This window comes from Neobacillus sp. FW104-15D2, from assembly GCF_058790155.1.
In genome coordinates, this window is sequence record NZ_JBYTCJ010000011.1 from 60,936 (window position 1) to 81,712 (window position 20,777).

Sequence of the window (20,777 nt, forward strand, 5' to 3'; positions counted from 1 at the left end):
CTGGAGGTGTTTTGGATGTCAGAGAATAATATTCTTGAAATGAACCCTGGAAACAGCGGACATGGTAAAGTGGAAATAGCTCCTGAAGTTATTGAAGTCATCGCCGGCATCGCTGCGTCAGAAGTGGAAGGCGTATCCCAAATGCGAGGTAATTTTGCAACAGGTGTAGTAGAACGCCTTGGCAAAAAGAACCATGGAAAGGGAGTAAAAGTAGAACTTACCGAGACTGGTATCAAGGTTGATGTTTATTGCCTGATGAAGTTCGGTGTTTCCATTCCTACTGTAGCGCAGAAAATTCAAGATAATATCAGGCAGGCTCTTTTAAACATGACAGCCCTTGAAGCCGAAGAAGTAAACATCCATATTGTCGGCATTCAATTTGAAACTCAAAAACAGGAAATATCTGCAGAAATTGAGCAGGAAATTTAATTAAAAAGCCAGAGGGGGATCGTGTGCCTTTCTGGCTTTTCTTTTTGTGGAGTTATTAAATTCAGTTACATACACTGCTAAATTCATACAATCTCGCTTAAAATTTCTCTTTCTTGCCGTGCGCATGCTTTTTAGATATGCTATTATCTTTTTATGTGTTAAAATATGCCTTTCCATCCTTATATTTAACCAATAAGGTTTGAAGGCTGTTTTAGCAAATTCCAGGCAGCCGTTATAAAATTGCTGTATTTGGATAAACAATGAATATGAATGCAGTCTAATTACCCACATCCTCGAACTTTTGCCGAGCGATATTTAAGCTGAAGAAGCTTTCCTTGTCCTGTGGGACCAGATGATGAAAATTGGACAAAATTGATTTGTTCGTTGAAAAGGAGATAAATGTATAATGAAAAGAAGAACGGCAAGAGAGAAAGCATTGCAGGCGCTTTTTCAAATTGATGTAAGCGAAACAGAGCCAGCTGCAGCTATTGAGCATGTGCTTGAAGATGAAGCTGGAGATAAGTATTTGACTCGGCTTGTCACTGGTGTTGTAGAGAACAAGGAAGCGATTGATGCTCTTATAAAGGTGAACCTCGAAAAATGGACATTGGAACGCCTTGCAACAGTTGACCGGAATCTGCTCAGAATTGGTACCTTTGAATTAAAGTACTGCAGTGAAGAAGTACCAGTAAACGTCGTATTGGATGAAGCAATTGAAATTGCTAAGCTTTACGGAGATGACCAATCAAGCAAGTTTATAAATGGAGTACTCTCAAAAATTAAGCAGCAGTTATCTTAATTCTTCTATCAGTTGGTCATCTCCTCAATACAAAGGAGGATGGTAGTGTGGAAGCAAAAATTATTGACGGGAAAGAAATTGCCAGAGTAACGAGAATGGAAATTGCGGAAAAAGTGCTGAAGCTAAAAGATGAGGGCATTACACCAGGTCTGGCTGTTATCCTCGTAGGGCACAACCAGGCATCAAAGCTCTATGTAAAAAATAAAGAAAAAGCCTGTAAAGAGCTGGGTATGAATTCCTTTATGATTGAATATCCAGAGAGCCTTACCCAAAAGGAACTCCTGGATAAGATTTCGGAACTTAACCAGGACAATATGGTTCATGGCATTCTTGTTCAGCTGCCTCTTCCCAGTCATATAGAAGAGAAAAAAGTTATTGAAGCCATCACTCCATCAAAAGATGTGGATGGATTCCACCCCATCAGCATTGGCCGGATGATGACCGGGCAGGACACTTTTTATCCCTGCACACCATACGGCATTATGGTTATGTTAAAACAAATGGATATTAAGCCTGCTGGAAAACATGTTGTAGTTGTTGGCCGAAGCAATATTGTCGGCAAACCTGCCGGACAGCTATTTCTAAATGAAAATGCAACTGTTACATATTGTCACTCCAGGACAAAGGATCTAAAGCAATTCACCAGACAGGCAGATATCATCGTTTCTGCTGTCGGAAAAGCAAACTTTATTACAGCGGACCATGTAAGCGAAGGAGCCGTCGTAATTGATGTCGGTATGAACCGGGATGAGAATGGAAAGCTTTGCGGTGATGTAAGCTTTGACGAAGTGAAAGAAAAAGCGGGATACATAACGCCTGTACCTGGCGGAGTAGGCCCCATGACAATTACCATGCTAATGTATAACACCATGAAGGCGGCAAAAAATGCGTCAAAAATGCAGCATGCCTAATAGTATATGAGTAATAAAAATTGTCCTTATCTTTGGGTTTAGCTTCCATTTCTTATTCGCGTGACGAATGGAATTTCTAAACTTATAATAGATAGGGACAGTTTTTATTTTTGCGAAAAAAGCATTGAAGGAGTTCGATATGCAGGAACACCATTATTTAACAGTCAATGCATTAACCAAATATATAAAAAGAAAATTTGATGCAGATCCTCATTTGCAGGATGTTCATGTTAAAGGGGAAATCTCAAACTTTAAACAGCATTCAAGCGGCCATATGTATTTTACTCTTAAGGATGAGAAAGCACGAATTCTTGCCGTAATGTTTGCCGGTAATTCAAGAACAATGAAGTTTGTTCCCGAAAATGGAATGAAAGTAATTGTTAAAGGCGATATAAGCATTTACGAACCCAGTGGACAGTATCAAATCTATATTAAAGAAATGCGTCCCGATGGTATCGGCGAATTATTTTTGGCTTATGAGCAGCTGAAAAAGAAACTCGAAGACGAAGGGTTATTTGCACCAGAAAGGAAAAAAAGAATTCCTGCATTTCCCCAAACAGTAGGAGTCATTACCTCTCCTACCGGGGCAGCAATTAGGGACGTTCTGACAACCATAAAAAGGCGCTATCCCATCGCACGAATACTAGTTTTTCCAGCTCTTGTTCAGGGGGGAAATGCAGCATCTTCAATTGCAAGAGCGATTGAAAAGGCGAATTCGATAGTAGGCATGGATGTTTTGATTGTCGGACGCGGAGGCGGCTCTATTGAAGAGCTTTGGGCATTTAATGAGGAGCTGGTAGCCAGGGCGATTTTTAATTCTTCCGTCCCAATCATCTCCGCGGTGGGCCATGAGACGGATTTTACTATCGCTGATTTTGTAGCCGATTTAAGGGCTCCTACTCCGACCGGAGCAGCAGAATTAGCAGTTCCTCATATTGATGAGCTTATGGAAAGAGTACTTCAGCGGCAGACTCGGCTTCTGCGGGCCATGCAGGAAAGATTCCGATTTGAAAATGAGAGGCTCGGACGCATTCAAAGGTCGTATGCATTTCGCTACCCGCAAAGGCTTTATGAACAGAAGCTTGAGCAGGTAGATAAGCTTACTGAGCAGCTGGCAAGAGGAGCAAGTCGGCTTTCCCAGGCCAAAACGGAACAGCATCAGGCAATTCATGACCGACTGCTTCGCAGCCATCCAAAACAGCTTTTGTCAAATGCAGAAGAGAATTTTTCAAGGGCTCAACGAGAGCTTTACCGCTCTATGTCTCTTATTTTTTCAAAAAAACACACTGAATGGAAACACATGATTTCTACTTTGGAAGCTTTAAGCCCGCTTAAAATTATGGATCGGGGATACAGCCTTGCATATTCAGATGATGGCAGGCTTGTGAAAAGTGTTAATCAGGTGAAAAAGGATGAACAACTACAAATTAAGCTAACTGACGGAAGCATTCTTTGCAAAGTTCAGGATATTGAGGAGGATGAAAAGTCTTGAGTGAGGAAAAAAAATTAAGCTTTGAAGAAGCAATGAGCAAGCTTGAACAAATTGTTGACAGGCTTGAGGAAGGCGATGTGCCTCTTGAAGAAGCAATTGCCTTTTATAAAGATGGAATGGAACTTTCCAAGCTGTGCCATGATAAATTAAAGAGTGTTGAAGAGCAATTAACGCAAATCATAACGGAAGACGGACGGACGGAAAGCTTTTCAATTGACGAGGAGGAATAGTCTTGGGTAAAGGGCTTGATGCGTTTATAAAAGATTACAAACAGCTTTTGGAAAAAGAGCTCAGGACCCTTGTGGAAAAGCTGGAAGCCCCAAAAGAGGTTAAGGATGCAATGCTTTATTCCCTTGAAGCAGGCGGAAAAAGAATTCGGCCGATGCTTTTGTTTGCATCTCTTAATTCTTTTGGAAAGAATCCTCAGGCCGGTATTCTCCCGGCAGCGGCGATTGAGATGATACATACTTATTCACTTATTCATGATGATCTTCCAAGTATGGATAACGATGATTTAAGAAGGGGAAAGCCTACCAACCATAAAGTATTCGGTGAAGCCTTAGCCATTTTAGCTGGTGATGCCCTTTTAACCTATAGCTTTCAGGTAGTCGGCAGCATTCCAGCCGAATACGTGTCGGATGCAATTAAAATCAGGTTAATAACGGAAATGGCCAAAGCTGCAGGAGCTGAGGGGATGGTCGGTGGCCAGACGGCTGATATGGAAGGTGAAAAAAGGCAACTTTCTCTAGACGAATTGGAATATGTCCATATCCACAAAACCGGTAAACTGCTTGAGTACAGTGTAATTGCTGGCGCACTGATTGCTGGTGCTAATAGAGAACAGCTTGAATTATTATCAGCTTTTGCCTGCCATTTGGGACTTGCTTTTCAAATTCGTGATGATATTTTGGACCTTGAAGGTAATGAGGAGGTTCTCGGAAAGCCTGTTGGAAGTGACACAGCTAACCATAAAAGTACCTATCCTTCTTTGTTGACAATGGAGGGTGCAAAAGAGGCTTTGCAAAATCATATTTTCCTTGCAAAACAAGCTCTTTCTAAAACAGGACTAAGAACCGCCCTGCTGGAAGAAATAACAGACATGGTAGCATCAAGGGACCATTAATGGCCGACTGTTTGAGACAAATTCCGACTTATGATATAATCTTTTTTAACTAATATAAGTATAAAAATGCTGATGCCGTTAACGCCTGTGTTAGCGGCTTTTTTTCAGATGATTATAATGAAAAGGCTATATTTTCTTGTAGTACCCACCCTATTTATTATAATTAAAGTGACTTTGAAGATGATTTTATTCAGAAATAGAGATGAAAGTGAGTGGTCCAAGAGATGGATCTGTTATCAATAAAAGACCCTTCCTTCTTAAAAAGCTTATCAAATAAGGAATTGGAAACATTAAGTGAGGAAATACGCCAGTTCCTGATTGAGAAGCTTTCTGTGACAGGAGGCCATATAGGACCCAACCTCGGAGTAGTAGAATTAACAATTGCATTGCATAAGTGTTTCAACAGCCCTAAGGATAAAATTATTTGGGATGTTGGACATCAGTCATATGTCCATAAAATTTTGACCGGCAGGGCTTCTGAATTTGATACGCTTCGCCAATTTAAAGGGTTATGTGGCTTTCCTAAAATGGCTGAAAGTGAGCATGACGTTTGGGAAACAGGGCACAGTTCAACCTCGCTGTCTGCCGCAATGGGAATGGCTATTGCACGGGATCTGAAAAAGGAAGATTCCTTTGTGGTCCCTGTAATTGGAGATGGTGCATTAACCGGAGGTATGGCGCTTGAGGCATTAAACCATATCGGACATGAAAAGAAAAATATGATTGTTATTCTTAACGATAATGAAATGTCCATAGCTCCAAATGTCGGAGCACTTCATAACGTTCTTGGAAGACTGAGAACAGCAGGTAAATACCAATGGGCTAAGGATGAATTGGAACTGCTGCTGAAAAAGATTCCTGCTGTTGGTGGCGTACTTGCCGCCACTGCGGAAAGAATTAAAGACAGCTTGAAATATTTGCTGGTTTCAGGGGTGTTCTTTGAGGAACTTGGCTTTACCTATTTAGGACCTGTGGATGGACATGATTATGAATCCCTATTTGAGAATCTGGCTTATGCAAAAAAAACCGAAGGTCCTGTACTTCTTCATGTTATTACCAAGAAGGGGAAAGGCTATAAGCCGGCTGAGAGTGATAAAAAGGGAACATGGCATGGAACCGGCCCTTATAAAATGGACACTGGCGATTTTGTAAAACCTGCAATTGCACCACCCGCATGGAGCAGCCTAGTAAGTGAAACCGTTCGTAAGATTGCCCGTACGGATGAGAGAATTGTAGCCATTACTCCAGCAATGCCAGTTGGATCAAAACTTGAAGGTTTTGCAAGCGAATTTCCTGACAGGATGTTTGATGTCGGTATAGCGGAACAGCATGCTGCAACTGTATCAGCAGGTCTGGCAACTCAGGGAATGAAACCGTTCCTTGCGATTTATTCTACTTTTCTTCAGAGAGCATACGATCAGGTTCTGCATGATATTTGCAGGCAAAATCTTAATGTATTTATAGGGATTGACCGTGCCGGCCTTGTTGGAGCGGATGGGGAAACACATCAGGGAGTATTTGATGTCGCTTTTATGAGAAGTCTTCCTAATATGGTATTAATGATGCCTAAGGACGAAAATGAAGGACAGCATTTGGTAAATACAGCACTAAAATACGATGACGGACCTATAGCGATGAGGTTTCCACGAGGAAACGGCTTGGGTGTTCCACTTGATGAAACGTTGCATACGATTCCAATTGGGACCTGGGAGGTTTTAAAGGAGGGTACTGATGCGGCAATCCTTACTTTTGGAACCACAATTCCAATGGCCTTGGAAGCTGCCATCCTTCTTGAGAAACAAGGAATCTCCATTAAAGTGGTAAATGCAAGATTTATTAAGCCTCTCGATGAAAAAATTCTTTCAGGTATTTTGGCTGAGGGGATGCCAATATTAACAATAGAGGAAGCTATATTAGAGGGTGGCTTTGGCAGCGCAGTTCTCGAATATGCACATGATCATGGATTCCACAGATCGGTCATTGACCGAATGGGTATTCCTGATCAGTTTATTGAACATGGTGATGTTGACCTTCTGTTAAATGAGATTGGAATGACAACTGAAGAAACCATAAGCAGACTATCCATTCTTGCGAGAAAAAAACAAAAAAGGGCTTAGACAATGAAAATCAAAAAAGAACGACTTGATGTTTTGCTAGTAGAAAGAGGCCTTGCTGAAACCCGGGAAAAGGCTAAAAGATCCATAATGGCCGGACTTGTGTACACAAATGAGGAACGCCTTGACAAACCGGGCGAAAAGGTTAATGCGGATATTCCGCTTACTGTTAAGGGAAATGTACTTCCCTATGTAAGCAGAGGCGGTTTAAAGCTTGAGAAGGCTTTAAAGGTGTTTGAGGTTGATGTTAAAGATAAGGTGCTGCTGGATATTGGCGCTTCTACCGGCGGTTTTACTGATTGTGCCCTTCAAAACGGTGCAAAAATGTCATATGCCCTCGATGTAGGGTATAATCAGCTTGCCTGGAAGCTTCGGCAGGATGATCGCGTTGTAGTAATGGAACGGACTAATTTCCGATATGTTACTCCAGCAGACCTTTCTGGCGAAATGCCGAACTTTGCTTCAATTGATGTGTCATTTATTTCTTTGTCATTGATCCTCCCTGTGCTTAAAACATTGCTGGTCGTGGGCAGTGACATTGTTGCTCTAGTTAAGCCGCAGTTCGAAGCAGGCAGAGAACAGGTAGGGAAAAAAGGCATCGTCCGTGATCCAAAGGTCCACTTGCAAGTATTAAAAAAGATGATTGATTTCTCCTTAAACCAAGACTATAAAGTCAAAAACCTTTCTTTTTCTCCGATTACCGGAGGAGACGGCAATATTGAATTTCTTCTCCATTTAAGATGGGATGGAGACGGAAAGGGAGAGAATCAGTTAACCTTTGAACCTTTGGCTGTTGTTGAAGAGGCTCATCGTGAATTAAAACAAAAAGCTAATACAGATAAAGATACCGGCAATGAAGAGAATTCTGAATTGCCGGCAGAATAAAGGGCTGGCCGTATAGGCCGGTCTTTTTTTGGCTAATCAGAATTATATCCCTAAATTCTGTACGCGCGACGGACAGGATAAGGAAGGCTTCGTCAGCATTATCATCGCACGAAGGAAAAGCACCTGCTTTTCCGAGGAAGTCCTAGTCAGGCGAAAGGCACAGGACAAGGAAAGCTTCGTCAGCTTTGCCTCGCACGAAGAAAAAGCATAGCTTTTTCGAGGATGTGCCGATTTGAGCGTGATAAGTAAAATTAGGGCATCCGCCAAAGGGACGTGGCGAATGCCAAGTTTTTCTAAGCTAAAAAGTACCTTTGTGGAAAATTTTTATCTTACGACTGTTTTTTTAGATTAGTTTAGTTAAAACGCGACACTTTCGGAAGTGACGAGTTTAGCCTTTCCTTTAATAAAAGGAGCTTACATTCATTTTTTTAAAAAGGCTCTGCATATTTCCCTCAAATTTGATTGAAGCAAAAGGCTAGGGACTCCCGCGGAAAGCCACGCCTGGAGCGGAAGTCAACAGGCAAGATTAACAAAGTCTTTTTAAAAACACAGTAAAAGTTAAGAGGGCCAAAATAATAAATGTACATATTCGACAAAATCGGCTAACATATGTTTAGGAACTTAAAATTTTACAAACGATTACAAATAACATAGATGTTTTGAAAGTTTATCGGGGTGATAAATGGATGAATAAAGGTCAGCGCCATATTAAAATAAGAGAAATTATCGCCAGCAATGATATAGAAACACAGGATGAATTAGTGGATGAACTTAAGAGTGCTGGATTTAATGTAACCCAGGCAACGGTTTCACGTGATATTAAAGAGCTCCATTTAGTAAAGGTTCCTCTTTCAGACGGAAGATACAAGTACAGTCTGCCTGCCGATCAGAGATTTAACCCGCTTCAGAAACTGAAAAGAGCGTTAATGGATGCATTTGTAAGAATTGACTCTGCGGGGCATTTGCTAGTGATGAAAACATTACCAGGAAATGCAATGGCAATTGGCGCTTTAATTGATAATTTGGTGTGGGATGAAATACTTGGGACCATTTGCGGAGATGATACACTGTTGATTATTTGCCGTTCAACAGATGATACGGAAGTAATTACAAACCGTTTCCTTGAAATGCTTTAATTGGGGGAATGCTTTTTGTTAAGTGAATTATCGATAAAAAACTTTGCCATTATAGAAGCATTAACGATATCGTTCGAAAAAGGGCTTACTGTTCTTACAGGAGAAACAGGAGCAGGAAAGTCAATTATTATTGATGCTGTTAATCAGTTGGTTGGCAGCCGCGGATCTGCCGAGTTTGTGAGGCACGGAGAGGACAAGGCCGAAATTGAGGGTCTTTTTCAGCTTGATAATGATAACCATCCCTGCTATGAAAAAGCTCTGGACTTTGGTATTGAAATCGAAGATGGTATGGTTGTTTTACGCAGAGATATTTCTCGCTCCGGTAAAAGTGTCTGCAGGATAAACGGCAAACTGGTCACCATTTCTACATTAAGGGAATTTGGGAGTTCGCTGATAGATATCCACGGACAGCATGAACATCAGGAGTTAATGGACGAGACTAAACATTTATCACTGCTTGACCAGTTTGGCGGCCCGGAGATTATTTCTGCCCTATCTGAATATGAGAGTATTTACCGCAAATATGAGCAAACGGTAAGCAGATTAAAGCAATTAAGTGAAAATGAGCAGCAAACTGCTCACCGCCTTGATTTAATCCGTTTTCAGCATGAAGAAATTCAAAATGCTCAGCTTAAGCTTAATGAAGATGATGAATTGTTTGAAGAAAGAAGAAAATTGAATAATTTTGAGCGAATCTTTGAATCTGTCCAGTCAGGATATAATGCATTGACTGGTGAACAGCAAGGCCTTGATTGGATAAGCCTTGTAATGGGCCATCTAGAGGATGCTGCTGCTATTGATCCAGCCTACAAAGAGCTTTCGGAATCAGTCTCCAGCAGTTTTTATGCTTTGGAGGACGCAGCCCATTCTCTGCGGAATGAGCTTGATTTACTTGAATATGACCCACAAAGGCTCGATGAAATAGAAACAAGGCTCAACGAAATGAATCAGCTTAAACGAAAGTATGGGAAAACGATTCCCGCAATTCTTGAATACGCAGCGAAGATTGAAGAAGAACTTGAAACTCTTCAAAATAAAGAAACCCATATTGGCCAGCTGGAACAAGAACTTGCTTCTTTAAGAAAAGATCTTTCGATCGAAGCCAGAAATTTATCCGGCATTCGCAAAAAATGGGCAGAAAAACTAACAAAGCTAATTCATAAGGAATTAAAGGATCTTTATATGGCAAAAACGGTATTTGAAATCCGATTTGAATCGGAGGATAGGAAATTTTTGCGAAACGGGTATGACATTGTGGAATTTTATATTTCAACCAATCCAGGCGAACCCTTGAAGCCTCTTTCTAAAGTTGCTTCAGGAGGAGAACTTTCAAGGATTATGCTTGCCTTAAAAAGTATTTTTTCCAAGCATCAGGGTGTTACATCCATTATTTTTGACGAGGTAGATACTGGTGTTAGTGGCAGAGTTGCACAGGCCATTGCTGAAAAGATTTTTAAAGTTGCAATTAATTCACAGGTATTATGTATTTCTCACTTGCCTCAAGTGGCTGCAATGGCAGATACCCATTTATATATTTCCAAGCTCACAAAGGCGGGAAGGACCAAAACATCTGTTACTGCCTTAAATGTGGATGAAAAGATTAGCGAAATCGGCAGGATGATTTCGGGCGTTGAAATAACCGATTTGACTAAAGAACATGCAAAGGAATTATTGCAAATAGCTGAAGAAATTAAGAAATCATGAAAAGCTATCCATTCTGGGTAGCTTTTTTATGTTCATCGATGTTATAAATGCTTCCCAAGCAGGCAAAATTAAAGATGTAGCCATTTGTATTGCGGAATAGAAGCGAGGAGAGTGAAAAGATTGAAATTAGATTTACTAAGAAAAATCATTGGTGGAATTCTCCTTGTTTCATTATTGGCATTTGTTCATTTTCAGCCATTTCATGACTATTTTAATACACCTAAAAAAATAACAATTTTTGAAGGACAAAAAATTTCCTTTCATAAGGCTGCTCCGGTTACAGCCTCTTTGAAAGACAATACTTCAGGTATTTCGCTTTCCCAGGGAGACAATACAGTTACATTAGATGCAAAACGTACAGGCGAACATGAGCTGGTAATGGATATTGCCGGTTTTCCAGTTAAAAAAGTAGATGTTAACGTTTTAAAGGATTTTAAAGTAATACCTGGCGGCGAGTCAATTGGCGTCAAACTAAACACTGTTGGAGTTCTTGTCGTTGGCCACCATCAAGTAATGACGGTTGATGGTAAAAAGTCACCCGGTGAAATTGCGGGTATAAAAGTTGGGGATATCATAACAGAAATTAACGGCACAAAAATTGAAAAAATGGAAGATGTAGCACCTTTTGTGCAAAGTGCAGGCAAAAGCGGCAAAGCACTAAATGTTATGATTAGCCGAGATAGTGGAAAATTTGCAACGAAACTTACTCCTTTAAAAGAAAAAGGAGACGATATATATAAGCTGGGTCTTTATATAAGAGATTCTGCTGCAGGCATAGGCACCATGACGTTTTATCATCCACAATCTAAAAAATATGGTGCTTTAGGCCACGTTATTTCTGATATGGATACAAAGAAACCAATTGTTGTTGAGGACGGTGAAATCGTCAGATCAACTGTAACATCGATTGAAAAAGGAAGTAACGGAAATCCAGGTGAAAAACTCGCACGCTTTTCAGATGATCATCAAATCATCGGTAATATCCAGCGCAATAGCCCATTTGGAATCTTTGGCAAATTAAATCAAACCATGAAAAATGGAATTATGGACAAACCGCTTCCAATATCTCTCTCTCACCAAGTAAAAGAAGGACCAGCTCAAATTTTAACAGTAGTTGATAATGACCAAGTCGAACTATTCGATATTGAAATTGTCAGCACGATTCCTCAAAAGTTCCCTGCAACAAAGGGAATGGTTATCAAGGTAACAGATCCAAAGCTGTTAAAAAAGACAGGCGGTATCGTACAGGGGATGAGCGGAAGCCCGATTATTCAAAATGGCAGACTAATTGGTGCAGTAACACATGTATTTGTAAATGATCCTACTTCGGGTTATGCAGTCCATATCGAATGGATGCTAAACGAAGCAGGCATTGATATTTATGAAAAAAATAAAGCAAGCTAAGTATTCTATTTATAGGCGTTTTTAACGCCTATTTTTTTTTTAGATGAGGTTGTTAAAAAAAGAACAGATTTAATAAAAAAATCAATTATCATTAAAAGCGGTAAAATAGGATAATAAAAAAGTTTTTTCGACAAATATCATTCAAAAATTTAGAAAACGGCGAATTAAGTCGAATTCAGAAGAAAAAATAAGATTTCATAGGATTTTTAATACTTTTTAACAAATTTTAAAAATTAGAAAGGATTTTATGTTGCATTGTCGAATTTCTCCTTTAGAATAAAGATAAAAGAAAAGATAGATTAGAGATCATTATTGGACCTTGAGGAGGAAAAGCAGTGAAGAAAATTAAAGTTTGTATCGTGGATGATAACCGCGAGCTGGTTGGATTATTAGAGGACTATATTTCGTCCCAGGAAGATATGGAAGTTGCAGGTATTGCTCATAATGGTCAGGATTGTCTTGAAATGCTGGAAAGTACAGAACCGGATGTACTTATTTTAGATATAATTATGCCGCATCTTGACGGTCTTGCTGTGCTAGAAAGACTTCGGGAAGAAAGAAGAAGCTCCCTGCCAAATGTAATAATGCTGACTGCTTTCGGTCAGGAGGATGTTACAAAAAAAGCGGTTGAGCTTGGTGCTTCTTATTTTGTCCTTAAACCATTTGATATGGAAAACCTCGGCAGTCAAATTCGTCAGGTAAGCGGAAAAAGCAGCTCCATTTCAAGAAAATCTCCTGGTACAAACTATCGTCCTCAATCGGAACAAAAGCCAAAAAATCTTGATGCTAGTATTACAAGTATTATCCATGAAATTGGAGTACCTGCACATATTAAGGGATACTTATATTTGCGTGAAGCCATTTCTATGGTTTATAACGACATCGAGCTTTTGGGTTCAATAACAAAGGTCTTGTATCCTGATATTGCTAAAAAGTATAATACTACAGCAAGCCGAGTTGAAAGAGCCATCCGCCATGCCATAGAAGTGGCCTGGAGCCGCGGTAATATTGATTCTATCTCTTCTCTTTTTGGATATACCGTCAGCATGACAAAAGCAAAGCCTACCAACTCGGAGTTTATTGCTATGGTTGCCGATAAGCTGCGCCTGGAGCATAAGGCTTCTTGAAAGAGTTAGGATTATTTAAGGATACTTATATGTAAATTAAATATACACTTCAGAAGTTTTTCTCCCTTGTGAATAATCAGAATTATATGTTTAAATTCTAAATGTACGACGGATAAGGAAGTATTTGTCCACTTTGCATCGTACGAAGAAAAAGCATAGCTTTTTCGAGAATTTGCCGTTACGAGCGTGATAAAGCGTAACACTGCTCTGTATCGCTAAATGCTCGGCTGCCTCCTAGTTTTCTAAAAAAGAAAGAGCATATTTCGTTCAGGAATATGCTCTTTGGGTTTATTAACTTTAAAATCTCCAGCCGCCGCCTCTTCCATGGTTTTGGGGTCCCTGAGGTCCTTGGTATCCCTGAGGCCCCTGAGGTCCTTGGTGTCCTTGTTGGCCACTGTCGTAACTTGGATTAATTTCCTCATAATTGCATGAAGATTCATGCCTAGTAGGTTCTTGAATGTGAACCTGCTGGTTTTGAAGAACTTTTAAGGTTAATTCAATTACCATTTTTTCTTCCATTTCAGTGAAGGTTCCTTCTTCAAATGGTGCGCAGATTTCGCCATCATGGCTCCAGACATGGCCCATTTCTCTGTTTAGAGCTTCATCCATTTCAATAAACCTGCTGGAAAGCAGTTCGCAGAAAGGAAGCTCGTTAAAGACTTCGCCGCTGATTTGATTGTATTCTGTAAAGTCTCCTGAAAGCAGGTGTTCTTTAGAAGAGAATCCAGTAGGAAGCGGGCTGGATTTAAAATATTTAAATTCTGATGTTTTAGGTCCCATCTTGAATACCGGCTGGCTAATAAAATCAATTTGAGTAACAACCTGGAATGGAACATCCACTGTTAAAGATTTGATGGTAGAGGATACATGATCTTTTCCGCCCTTGTTTGGAGTGGCGTATTGAATATTTTTGCGGACAAAGCCTTTTAAAAATAATTTATTTGTAGGCAGTAAAAGTCTGCATTGAACCAATTTCAGGCTTTTCTTGATTACTTTGATTTCTAGAACAGGCTCTGGAAAAGTAATAGTAGAATCTAAATCAATTTGTACAGTAACTTCCCCAAGTACCACTGGAACTTTTATAAATGGAAAAGCATTGGCTACTTCTGGTGTAACATTTACATTAGTTGCCTCCTGTTGTACAGAGGATTTTACAACCTTCTTATCGTTATGTCCAAAAAATGACATTTACATTTTCCCCTTTCGCTTCTTTTTCCATTTCAGCATATGCCGGCAAAAGGTTCTGGTATGGACACATTCACCGGGTAAATTCCCCAAATTAAGAAAAATACCCGATTTTTTCCTGAAAGCCTAAAAAGAGACAATTTGATTCTGAAAAATTGAGTATTCCATTTCACAATTTATATCCAAAATAAGATAAGCTGAATTCTGAATGATGGCTGTTTGCTGTGAAGTCAGTAATTTTGTGGTTTCTATGGTGAGTTCTGGGGAATCGTGATGATAAATAGTTTGTTCATAATGAACTTGATTGTCTTGCGGAAGATTATAATGGACTATTTCATCGTTTAAGGGCATTACGGGTGGGTACAAAAAAGTTATGCCAAAGGTTTTTTTCCAGGGAAGGGAGATGCTTTGCTGGTGGACAAGCGAATCACTTGTTTTTGTATATGTAATTTGACCCGTAAAAGTACCTGCAATCCATAGCCGGCTGGCTAAGATGTTTATTTGGTACTTGGATGGCCCTGTCTTCCATGTAAGATTACTTATTTCATTTACCTTCGAGCTCATTTTTATTTTTTTGCTAATTTGAAACTCAAGCTGAGAATGAGCAATTTCAATACTCGCTTTTATTCTGCGGGAGGAAGAATTTTGTTCGGAGCCTTTATTTATATCAGTATTTTGACTAGAATAAGGGTTTTGTCCATTGTAATGTCCCATTTTGACTCCCTCCCGATCCGGCCACTTTATTTTAAAATATGATAAAACAACCTTGTCTAAAACTTTTATGAAAATAAATTGATTGTTTTCCTGCAATATATCATAAGGACAAAAAAACGCAGTCGTTTGTGACTGCGTGAGGAGCATTTCAAATTTACTCTTTTTCCTTCTTCTCCAGTTCTAGCATCTTTTGCATAAGAATATGTTGTGGCATATGCATAAGCTGTTCAACAGGGATTTTTAACTGTTCGGAAAGTTTAATTGCTGTTTCAGCGGATATAGGTAATGGTCTCATTTTAATCCTCCAATTTTTTAAAGTTAGGAAGTGTTCATATGACGCAAATTTTCGCTCACAGAGGCTACTCAGCCCTTTATCCGGAAAATACCATGCTTGCATTTCTAGAGGCAGGTAAAACGGACTGTGACGGCATTGAGCTGGATGCCCAGCTGACAAAAGACGGCGAAGTCGTTGTCATCCATGATGAAAAGGTAGACAGAACTACAAGCGGCAGTGGATTTGTAAAAGATTTTACATATAAAGAGCTTCGGACCTTGAATGCGAATAAAACTGGACTAAAGAAAGAGCCGATTCCTTCCCTTATTGAAGTTCTGGAGTGGATGAAAACCAATAAACTAATTTGTAATATCGAATTGAAAAATAGTATTTTGCCTTACGATGGAATGGAAGAAAAAGTGATTGGTTTGATTCGTGACTATGGTTTATCCCACCGAATCATCCTTTCTTCTTTCAATCATTATAGCATCGTCCATTGCTATAGGCATGCACCAGAAATTGAAACGGCTCCCCTTTATTCGGAGGGGCTGTATATGCCCTGGATTTATGCTCAGTCAATACGAGCAGGAGGAATTCACCCAAAACACATAGCGGCGACAGATGAAATCGTTCGTCTTTCAGAACAGCATGGTATTGCAGTAAGGCCCTATACAGTAAATAAAGAATCAGATATGCAAAGGCTATACAAAGCAGGCTGTTCAGCTATAATTACCGATGATCCTATAAAAGCGTTAAGAATAAGGAAACAATATGAAAAGAGACCATAAATGGTCTCTTTAATTTTTGTTTTGAAACCTAGTCTGTACTTTGTTTCGTTTCCTGTCACGATGCAAAATAAAACCACCAACAAACCATAAGCCGACTATAAATAAAACGAGGCCGGCTAAAAATTGGAGCGGAAGTGACGGGATTGGAGCCATTAGTCTTCCAAAAATCATATCTCTCATTAATTTAATCCCGAATGCGGCTAGAAAACCTGGGATAAGCATTATTATTAATGCGATTATTCGCTGCATGGTGATCCTCTCCCAAAAATATTCCTTCCCAAAAATCATATTATATTAATCAAATTTGTCAAGCCGCTCAAATATTTATAAAATGAATATGAAAGAATTTGCAGATTTAATTTTTAAAAGTATGAAAAATTTCTCATTACCACTATTTTTAATAAAAACTCAGAAGGGGTGTGAGACATGCAAAATGTAATGATAATTGGGGCTGGCAAAGGCGGAACAGCCATATTAACCATATTAAAAGAAACGGATGTTCTGAATGTAGTAGCTGTTATTGACCGAAATGAGGACGCAGCTGGTATATTGCTTGCTCAAAGTCTTGGTATCAGGACGGGAATTGATTGGCATCTTTTTATGAATGACCCGATTGATATTATCATTGAAGTAACGGGAGATCACAAAGTTTTTCAGGAACTGATGGAGGTCCGTAAAAAGGATACAGTCGTAATACCGGGCAGTGTGGCCTACTTAATGGCTAAGCTAATAGAAGAAAAGGAAGACCTAATAGATAAACACCGAAATGTATCTTATCAGCAGGATTTAATTTTCAATTCCATCGATGATGGTATGGTGGTTATTGATAATAAGGGCATTACCATCCTGTTTAACCGCAGAGCTCAGGAAATGATGGAAATCCGTAAAGAAGATGCGATCGGGAAATACATAAGAGAAATTATTCCACAAAGCCGCCTTCCTCGTGTACTTGAGACTAGAAAGGCTGAAGCCAATCAGGAAATGCTTCTTAATGATGGGCTGAAAATTATTACAACCCGTATTCCAATTATCGATGAAAAAAATAATTTGATCGGAGCTTTTGCTGTTTTTAAAGATATTACTGAGGTAGTAAATCTTGCAGAAGAAATTACAAACCTTAAAGAAATTCAGACCATGCTCCAGGCGATTATTCAATCTAGCGATGATGCCATATCGGTAGTAGATGAAGAGGGAAAAGGTATTCTAATAAATCCAGCCTATACACGAATTACTGGGCTGTCACAGGAGCAAGTTATCGGAATGCCTGCTACTGCTGATATTTCCGAAGGGGAAAGTATGCATATGAAGGTCCTCCAAACTAGAAGGGCTGTCAGAGGTACCGCAATGCGTGTTGGTCCTGCGAAAAAAGAAGTGGTGGTCAACGTTGCCCCTATTATTGTTAAAGGGAAATTAAAGGGCAGTGTAGGCGTTATACATGACATGTCGGAAATAAAATCGCTCAGCAGGGAATTAAGCAGAGCAAGACAAATTATTCGGACATTAGAGGCAAAATATACTTTTGAGGATATTATTGGTACCTCGGAAGAAATGAGGCTGGCGATTGACCAGGCTAAGCTGGGAGCAAAAACACCCGCTACTGTACTTCTTCGAGGGGAATCTGGAACTGGTAAGGAACTGTTTGCCCATGCCATCCATAATGCAAGTGATCGGAAATACAATAAATTTATCCGCGTGAATTGTGCTGCTATATCTGAATCACTCCTTGAAAGTGAATTGTTTGGCTATGAAGAAGGAGCTTTTTCCGGTGCTAAAAGGGGCGGAAAAAGAGGCTTGTTTGAAGAAGCAAACAATGGAAGTATTTTTCTTGATGAAATTGGAGAAATCTCACTTAGTACACAGGCAAAGTTGTTAAGGGTTCTGCAGGAAAATGAAATTACGAGAGTCGGAGGTACTAAAGCACTTACGATTAATGTAAGGGTAATTGCTGCGACTAATGTTAATCTTGAAAAAGGAATGGCAAACGGTACATTCAGGGAAGATTTATACTATCGGCTTAACAGAATGCCAATCCATATTCCACCTTTGAGAAAACGAAGAGAAGAAATTCCCTTGCTCTGCGATAAATTAATACATAAAATCAATCAGGACTATGGCCGAAATGTAGAATATGTTACTGAGGGGGCGCTGGCTCAGTTAAAGGAATACGATTGGCCTGGTAATGTAAGAGAACTTGAAAATATTCTCGGAAGGGCCATTATTTTTATGGGTTACCATGAAGTGGCTATAGACGTAAAGTACCTTCCAGAGCTTAAGAGTGGTTTGAAAAAGGAACAAGCCGATTTTAAAAACACTTTAACAGGACAAAACAATGTACCCTTAGGTGAGTTACTAGAAGCGTATGAGAAAAAATTAATCCGTGAAAAACTCGAGCAAATGAACGGAAATAAAACTTCTACGGCAAGAGTATTAGGACTGTCAGTGAGAAATTTATATTATAAACTGCAGAAATACGAGATTGATTGAAAAAACTAGCATGCAAAAAATTTCGTACTGTGAAAAAACTTGCAGGGTACCTCACAGGAAAATAAAGCGCTTTCATTGGTTTTTTCATTTGGCACGAAACTTGCATTAATTAAATTGGATGCTTAAGTTTTGAAAAGGGGTTGAACAGAATTTGCAGCTCAAAACGTACATTGACAGAGCAGCCCGGCTTGATACCAAAACCGTAGCGGTAGCGGCAGCTGAAGACGAAGAAGTAATCGAAGCTGTGGCCCATGCTCTCGATTCTAATCTGGCCCGTTTTATCTTATTTGGAAACAGGGAGAAAATCCTTGCTCTAATAAAAGAAAAATACCCGAAAGGGGAAGAAGACTGCCGGATTAAGATTATACATGTGGATTCAAATAATGCTGCTGCAGAGGAAGCTGTAAAATCCGTTAAAAACAGTGAGGCACATGTTTTAATGAAGGGTAATATACCGACCTCCTTGCTTTTAAAAGCAGTATTAAATAAAGACTATGGCTTGAGAACTGGAAACATCCTTTCACATACAGCTGTATTTGAAATTCCTGGTTACGACAAGCTGATACTTATTACAGATTCAGGAATGAATATTGCTCCCGACCTGGAGCAGAAAGTACAAATTATCAAAAATGCCGTTTCAATAGCTAGGTCTATTGGGATTGAGAATCCAAGAGTAGCGCCACTTGCTGCCGTAGAGGTTGTAAATCCAGCTATGCAGGCAACTCTGGATGCCGCTGCCCTGACTGTTATGAACATGAGGGGGCAAATAAACGGCTGTATAGTAGAAGGGCCGCTTGCCCTTGATAATGCCGTATCAGTTTTTGCGGCCGAGCACAAAGGCATTACGGGAAAAGTGGCAGGAAAAGCTGATATTCTGTTAGTACCAACTATTGAAGTTGGGAATGCACTATATAAATCCCTCGTTTATTTTGCAAATGCAAAAGTGGGCGGAGTCATCGCGGGTGCCAAGGCGCCAATTGTACTAACGTCAAGATCAGATACAGCAGAAAGCAAACTATACTCACTTGCTTTGGCATTATGCTCTGTTTCAAACTAGTTTTTTCTAATTTGGGGAGGAATCATAAATGGAAATTTTCAAGTATCTAGAGAAATATGATTATGAACAAGTAGTATTCTGCCAGGATAAATCATCAGGTTTAAAAGCTATTATTGCTATCCATGATACAACATTAGGACCGGCACTTGGCGGAACGCGTATGTGGACTTATGAATCAGAAGAAGCAGCTATCGAGGATGCACTTCGCCTTGCAAAAGGAATGACATATAAAAATGCAGCAGCTGGTTTAAACCTTGGCGGAGGTAAAACCGTTATTATCGGGGACCCCCGCAAAGATAAGAACGAGGAAATGTTCAGGGCTTTCGGGCGCTACATTCAAGGCTTGAATGGCCGGTATATCACAGCTGAAGATGTAGGAACAACAGTAGCAGATATGGATTTAATTCATGAGGAAACCGATTATGTAACTGGTATTTCACCTGCATTTGGGTCCTCAGGAAATCCTTCTCCTGTAACAGCCTATGGAGTATACCGCGGTATGAAAGCAGCTGCAAAAGAAGCATTCGGAACTGATTCTCTTGAAGGAAAAGTGGTCGCAGTTCAGGGTGTGGGAAATGTAGCCTTTAACCTGTGCCGACATCTCCATGAAGAAGGAGCACAGTTAATTGTTACTGACATTAATAAAGAAGCCGTTCAGCGTGCAGTCGAAGAGTTTGGTGCAAAAGCTGTTGAACCTAATGAAATTTATGGTGTTGAATGTGATATATATGCACCATGTGCACTTGGTGCTGTAATTAATGACCAAACAATTCCCCAAATTAAAGCAAAAGTTATTGCTGGAGCTGCAAATAATCAGCTGAAGGACACTCAGCATGGTGATATCATCCATGAAATGGGGATTGTCTATGCACCTGACTATGTTATAAATGCCGGCGGTGTAATTAACGTAGCGGATGAGCTTTATGGCTATAATCGTGACCGTGCAATGAAAAAGGTTGAGCAAGTATATGCGAACGTTGAAAAAGTAATTGATATTGCTAAACGTGACGGTATTCCAACTTATGTTGCAGCCGACCGCATGGTAGAAGAAAGAATTGAAAGAATGCGTAATTCCCGAAGCCAGTTTTTACAAAACGGCCATCATATTCTAAGCCGCAGACCTAAATAAAGAGCGGAGGAATATAAGGGAG

At 39.8% G+C, this 20,777-nt stretch carries 20 protein-coding genes; 16 read left to right on the forward strand and 4 right to left on the reverse strand.

Going from position 1 to position 20,777, the window contains the following annotated elements:
* Nucleotides 1-15 precede the first annotated feature (15 nt).
* The 12 genes from AC3WR0_RS10830 (at nucleotide 16) to spo0A (ending at nucleotide 13,124) form a co-directional block, all read left to right on the forward strand.
* Nucleotides 16-429, forward strand: coding sequence for an Asp23/Gls24 family envelope stress response protein (locus tag AC3WR0_RS10830; RefSeq protein ID WP_027320113.1), 414 nt, complete (start codon nucleotides 16-18; stop codon nucleotides 427-429).
* Nucleotides 430-835: 406 nt separating this feature from the next.
* Nucleotides 836-1,228, forward strand: coding sequence for a transcription antitermination factor NusB (nusB, locus tag AC3WR0_RS10835; RefSeq protein WP_492552324.1), 393 nt, complete (start codon nucleotides 836-838; stop codon nucleotides 1,226-1,228).
* 47 nt (nucleotides 1,229-1,275) lie between these two features.
* Nucleotides 1,276-2,139, forward strand: a complete 864-nt coding sequence (gene folD, locus AC3WR0_RS10840) for a bifunctional methylenetetrahydrofolate dehydrogenase/methenyltetrahydrofolate cyclohydrolase FolD (protein WP_492552325.1) — start codon at nucleotides 1,276-1,278, stop codon at nucleotides 2,137-2,139.
* Nucleotides 2,140-2,278: 139 nt separating this feature from the next.
* Entirely contained in the window at nucleotides 2,279-3,631 is a 1,353-nt protein-coding gene (gene xseA, locus AC3WR0_RS10845; protein WP_492552326.1) for an exodeoxyribonuclease VII large subunit, read from the forward strand.
* Nucleotides 3,628-3,861, forward strand: a complete 234-nt coding sequence (locus AC3WR0_RS10850) for an exodeoxyribonuclease VII small subunit (protein ID WP_027320117.1) — start codon at nucleotides 3,628-3,630, stop codon at nucleotides 3,859-3,861. The genes xseA and AC3WR0_RS10850 overlap by 4 nt, the downstream gene beginning before the upstream one ends.
* 2 nt (nucleotides 3,862-3,863) lie before the next feature.
* Complete coding sequence (locus AC3WR0_RS10855; RefSeq protein ID WP_492552327.1) at nucleotides 3,864-4,754, forward strand: polyprenyl synthetase family protein; 891 nt, start codon at nucleotides 3,864-3,866, stop codon at nucleotides 4,752-4,754.
* Nucleotides 4,755-4,978: 224 nt separating this feature from the next.
* Nucleotides 4,979-6,871, forward strand: a complete 1,893-nt coding sequence (gene dxs / locus AC3WR0_RS10860; protein WP_492552328.1) for a 1-deoxy-D-xylulose-5-phosphate synthase — start codon at nucleotides 4,979-4,981, stop codon at nucleotides 6,869-6,871.
* A 3-nt stretch (nucleotides 6,872-6,874) separates the two neighbouring features.
* On the forward strand, nucleotides 6,875-7,753 hold the full coding sequence (locus tag AC3WR0_RS10865) for a TlyA family RNA methyltransferase (RefSeq protein ID WP_492552329.1): 879 nt from the start codon (nucleotides 6,875-6,877) through the stop codon (nucleotides 7,751-7,753).
* A gap of 686 nt (nucleotides 7,754-8,439) precedes the next feature.
* Entirely contained in the window at nucleotides 8,440-8,889 is a 450-nt protein-coding gene (ahrC, locus tag AC3WR0_RS10870) for a transcriptional regulator AhrC/ArgR (protein WP_027320120.1), read from the forward strand.
* A 15-nt stretch (nucleotides 8,890-8,904) separates the two neighbouring features.
* Nucleotides 8,905-10,593 carry a DNA repair protein RecN gene (recN, locus tag AC3WR0_RS10875; protein ID WP_492552330.1) on the forward strand — a complete coding sequence of 563 codons (1,689 nt, stop codon included), beginning with the start codon at nucleotides 8,905-8,907 and terminating at the stop codon, nucleotides 10,591-10,593.
* A 120-nt stretch (nucleotides 10,594-10,713) separates the two neighbouring features.
* On the forward strand, nucleotides 10,714-11,997 hold the full coding sequence (gene spoIVB, locus AC3WR0_RS10880; protein WP_492552331.1) for a SpoIVB peptidase: 1,284 nt from the start codon (nucleotides 10,714-10,716) through the stop codon (nucleotides 11,995-11,997).
* Nucleotides 11,998-12,332: 335 nt separating this feature from the next.
* On the forward strand, nucleotides 12,333-13,124 hold the full coding sequence (gene spo0A / locus AC3WR0_RS10885) for a sporulation transcription factor Spo0A (protein WP_027320123.1): 792 nt from the start codon (nucleotides 12,333-12,335) through the stop codon (nucleotides 13,122-13,124).
* Between the two features lie 297 nt (nucleotides 13,125-13,421).
* Here the strand turns inward: spo0A and AC3WR0_RS10890 are convergent, their stop codons facing one another.
* The 3 genes from AC3WR0_RS10890 to AC3WR0_RS10900 all read right to left on the reverse strand — a co-directional run bounded on the left by AC3WR0_RS10890 (nucleotide 13,422) and on the right by AC3WR0_RS10900 (nucleotide 15,318).
* Nucleotides 13,422-14,312: a CsxC family protein gene (locus tag AC3WR0_RS10890; protein ID WP_492552332.1), complete on the reverse strand. Its 891-nt coding sequence runs from the start codon at nucleotides 14,310-14,312 to the stop codon at nucleotides 13,422-13,424.
* A gap of 123 nt (nucleotides 14,313-14,435) precedes the next feature.
* Nucleotides 14,436-15,023, reverse strand: a complete 588-nt coding sequence (locus AC3WR0_RS10895; protein WP_492552333.1) for a hypothetical protein — start codon at nucleotides 15,021-15,023, stop codon at nucleotides 14,436-14,438.
* 154 nt (nucleotides 15,024-15,177) lie between these two features.
* Nucleotides 15,178-15,318: a YycC family protein gene (locus tag AC3WR0_RS10900; RefSeq protein WP_492552334.1), complete on the reverse strand. Its 141-nt coding sequence runs from the start codon at nucleotides 15,316-15,318 to the stop codon at nucleotides 15,178-15,180.
* A 38-nt stretch (nucleotides 15,319-15,356) separates the two neighbouring features.
* Between AC3WR0_RS10900 and AC3WR0_RS10905 the strand changes: the two genes are divergently transcribed.
* Entirely contained in the window at nucleotides 15,357-16,085 is a 729-nt protein-coding gene (locus AC3WR0_RS10905; protein ID WP_492552335.1) for a glycerophosphodiester phosphodiesterase, read from the forward strand.
* 9 nt (nucleotides 16,086-16,094) lie between these two features.
* Here the strand turns inward: AC3WR0_RS10905 and AC3WR0_RS10910 are convergent, their stop codons facing one another.
* Nucleotides 16,095-16,334, reverse strand: a complete 240-nt coding sequence (locus AC3WR0_RS10910) for a DUF2627 domain-containing protein (protein ID WP_027323643.1) — start codon at nucleotides 16,332-16,334, stop codon at nucleotides 16,095-16,097.
* A gap of 177 nt (nucleotides 16,335-16,511) precedes the next feature.
* Here AC3WR0_RS10910 and AC3WR0_RS10915 point away from each other — a divergent pair, with 177 nt between their 5' ends.
* From AC3WR0_RS10915 to bcd, 3 genes are all read left to right on the forward strand, one after another.
* Nucleotides 16,512-18,569: a sigma-54 interaction domain-containing protein gene (locus tag AC3WR0_RS10915; RefSeq protein ID WP_492552336.1), complete on the forward strand. Its 2,058-nt coding sequence runs from the start codon at nucleotides 16,512-16,514 to the stop codon at nucleotides 18,567-18,569.
* A 151-nt stretch (nucleotides 18,570-18,720) separates the two neighbouring features.
* On the forward strand, nucleotides 18,721-19,626 hold the full coding sequence (yqiS, locus tag AC3WR0_RS10920; protein ID WP_492552337.1) for a phosphate butyryltransferase: 906 nt from the start codon (nucleotides 18,721-18,723) through the stop codon (nucleotides 19,624-19,626).
* Between the two features lie 28 nt (nucleotides 19,627-19,654).
* A complete protein-coding gene (gene bcd / locus AC3WR0_RS10925; protein ID WP_492552338.1) occupies nucleotides 19,655-20,755 on the forward strand; it encodes a branched-chain amino acid dehydrogenase in 1,101 nt (366 codons plus the stop codon).
* Nucleotides 20,756-20,777 lie beyond the last annotated feature (22 nt).

What these genes read in the sequence shown, in the direction of transcription:
- AC3WR0_RS10830 (WP_027320113.1), top strand. Translation starts at nt 16, where the DNA reads ATGTCAGAGAATAATATTCTTGAAATGAACCCTGGAAACAGCGGACAT.
- nusB (WP_492552324.1), top strand. Translation starts at nt 836, where the DNA reads ATGAAAAGAAGAACGGCAAGAGAGAAAGCATTGCAGGCGCTTTTTCAA.
- xseA (WP_492552326.1), top strand. Translation starts at nt 2,279, where the DNA reads ATGCAGGAACACCATTATTTAACAGTCAATGCATTAACCAAATATATA.
- dxs (WP_492552328.1), top strand. Translation starts at nt 4,979, where the DNA reads ATGGATCTGTTATCAATAAAAGACCCTTCCTTCTTAAAAAGCTTATCA.
- AC3WR0_RS10865 (WP_492552329.1), top strand. Translation starts at nt 6,875, where the DNA reads ATGAAAATCAAAAAAGAACGACTTGATGTTTTGCTAGTAGAAAGAGGC.
- ahrC (WP_027320120.1), top strand. Translation starts at nt 8,440, where the DNA reads ATGAATAAAGGTCAGCGCCATATTAAAATAAGAGAAATTATCGCCAGC.
- AC3WR0_RS10890 (WP_492552332.1), bottom strand. Translation starts at nt 14,312, where the DNA reads ATGTCATTTTTTGGACATAACGATAAGAAGGTTGTAAAATCCTCTGTA.
- AC3WR0_RS10895 (WP_492552333.1), bottom strand. Translation starts at nt 15,023, where the DNA reads ATGGGACATTACAATGGACAAAACCCTTATTCTAGTCAAAATACTGAT.
- AC3WR0_RS10900 (WP_492552334.1), bottom strand. Translation starts at nt 15,318, where the DNA reads ATGAGACCATTACCTATATCCGCTGAAACAGCAATTAAACTTTCCGAA.
- AC3WR0_RS10905 (WP_492552335.1), top strand. Translation starts at nt 15,357, where the DNA reads ATGACGCAAATTTTCGCTCACAGAGGCTACTCAGCCCTTTATCCGGAA.
- AC3WR0_RS10910 (WP_027323643.1), bottom strand. Translation starts at nt 16,334, where the DNA reads ATGCAGCGAATAATCGCATTAATAATAATGCTTATCCCAGGTTTTCTA.
- AC3WR0_RS10915 (WP_492552336.1), top strand. Translation starts at nt 16,512, where the DNA reads ATGCAAAATGTAATGATAATTGGGGCTGGCAAAGGCGGAACAGCCATA.
- bcd (WP_492552338.1), top strand. Translation starts at nt 19,655, where the DNA reads ATGGAAATTTTCAAGTATCTAGAGAAATATGATTATGAACAAGTAGTA.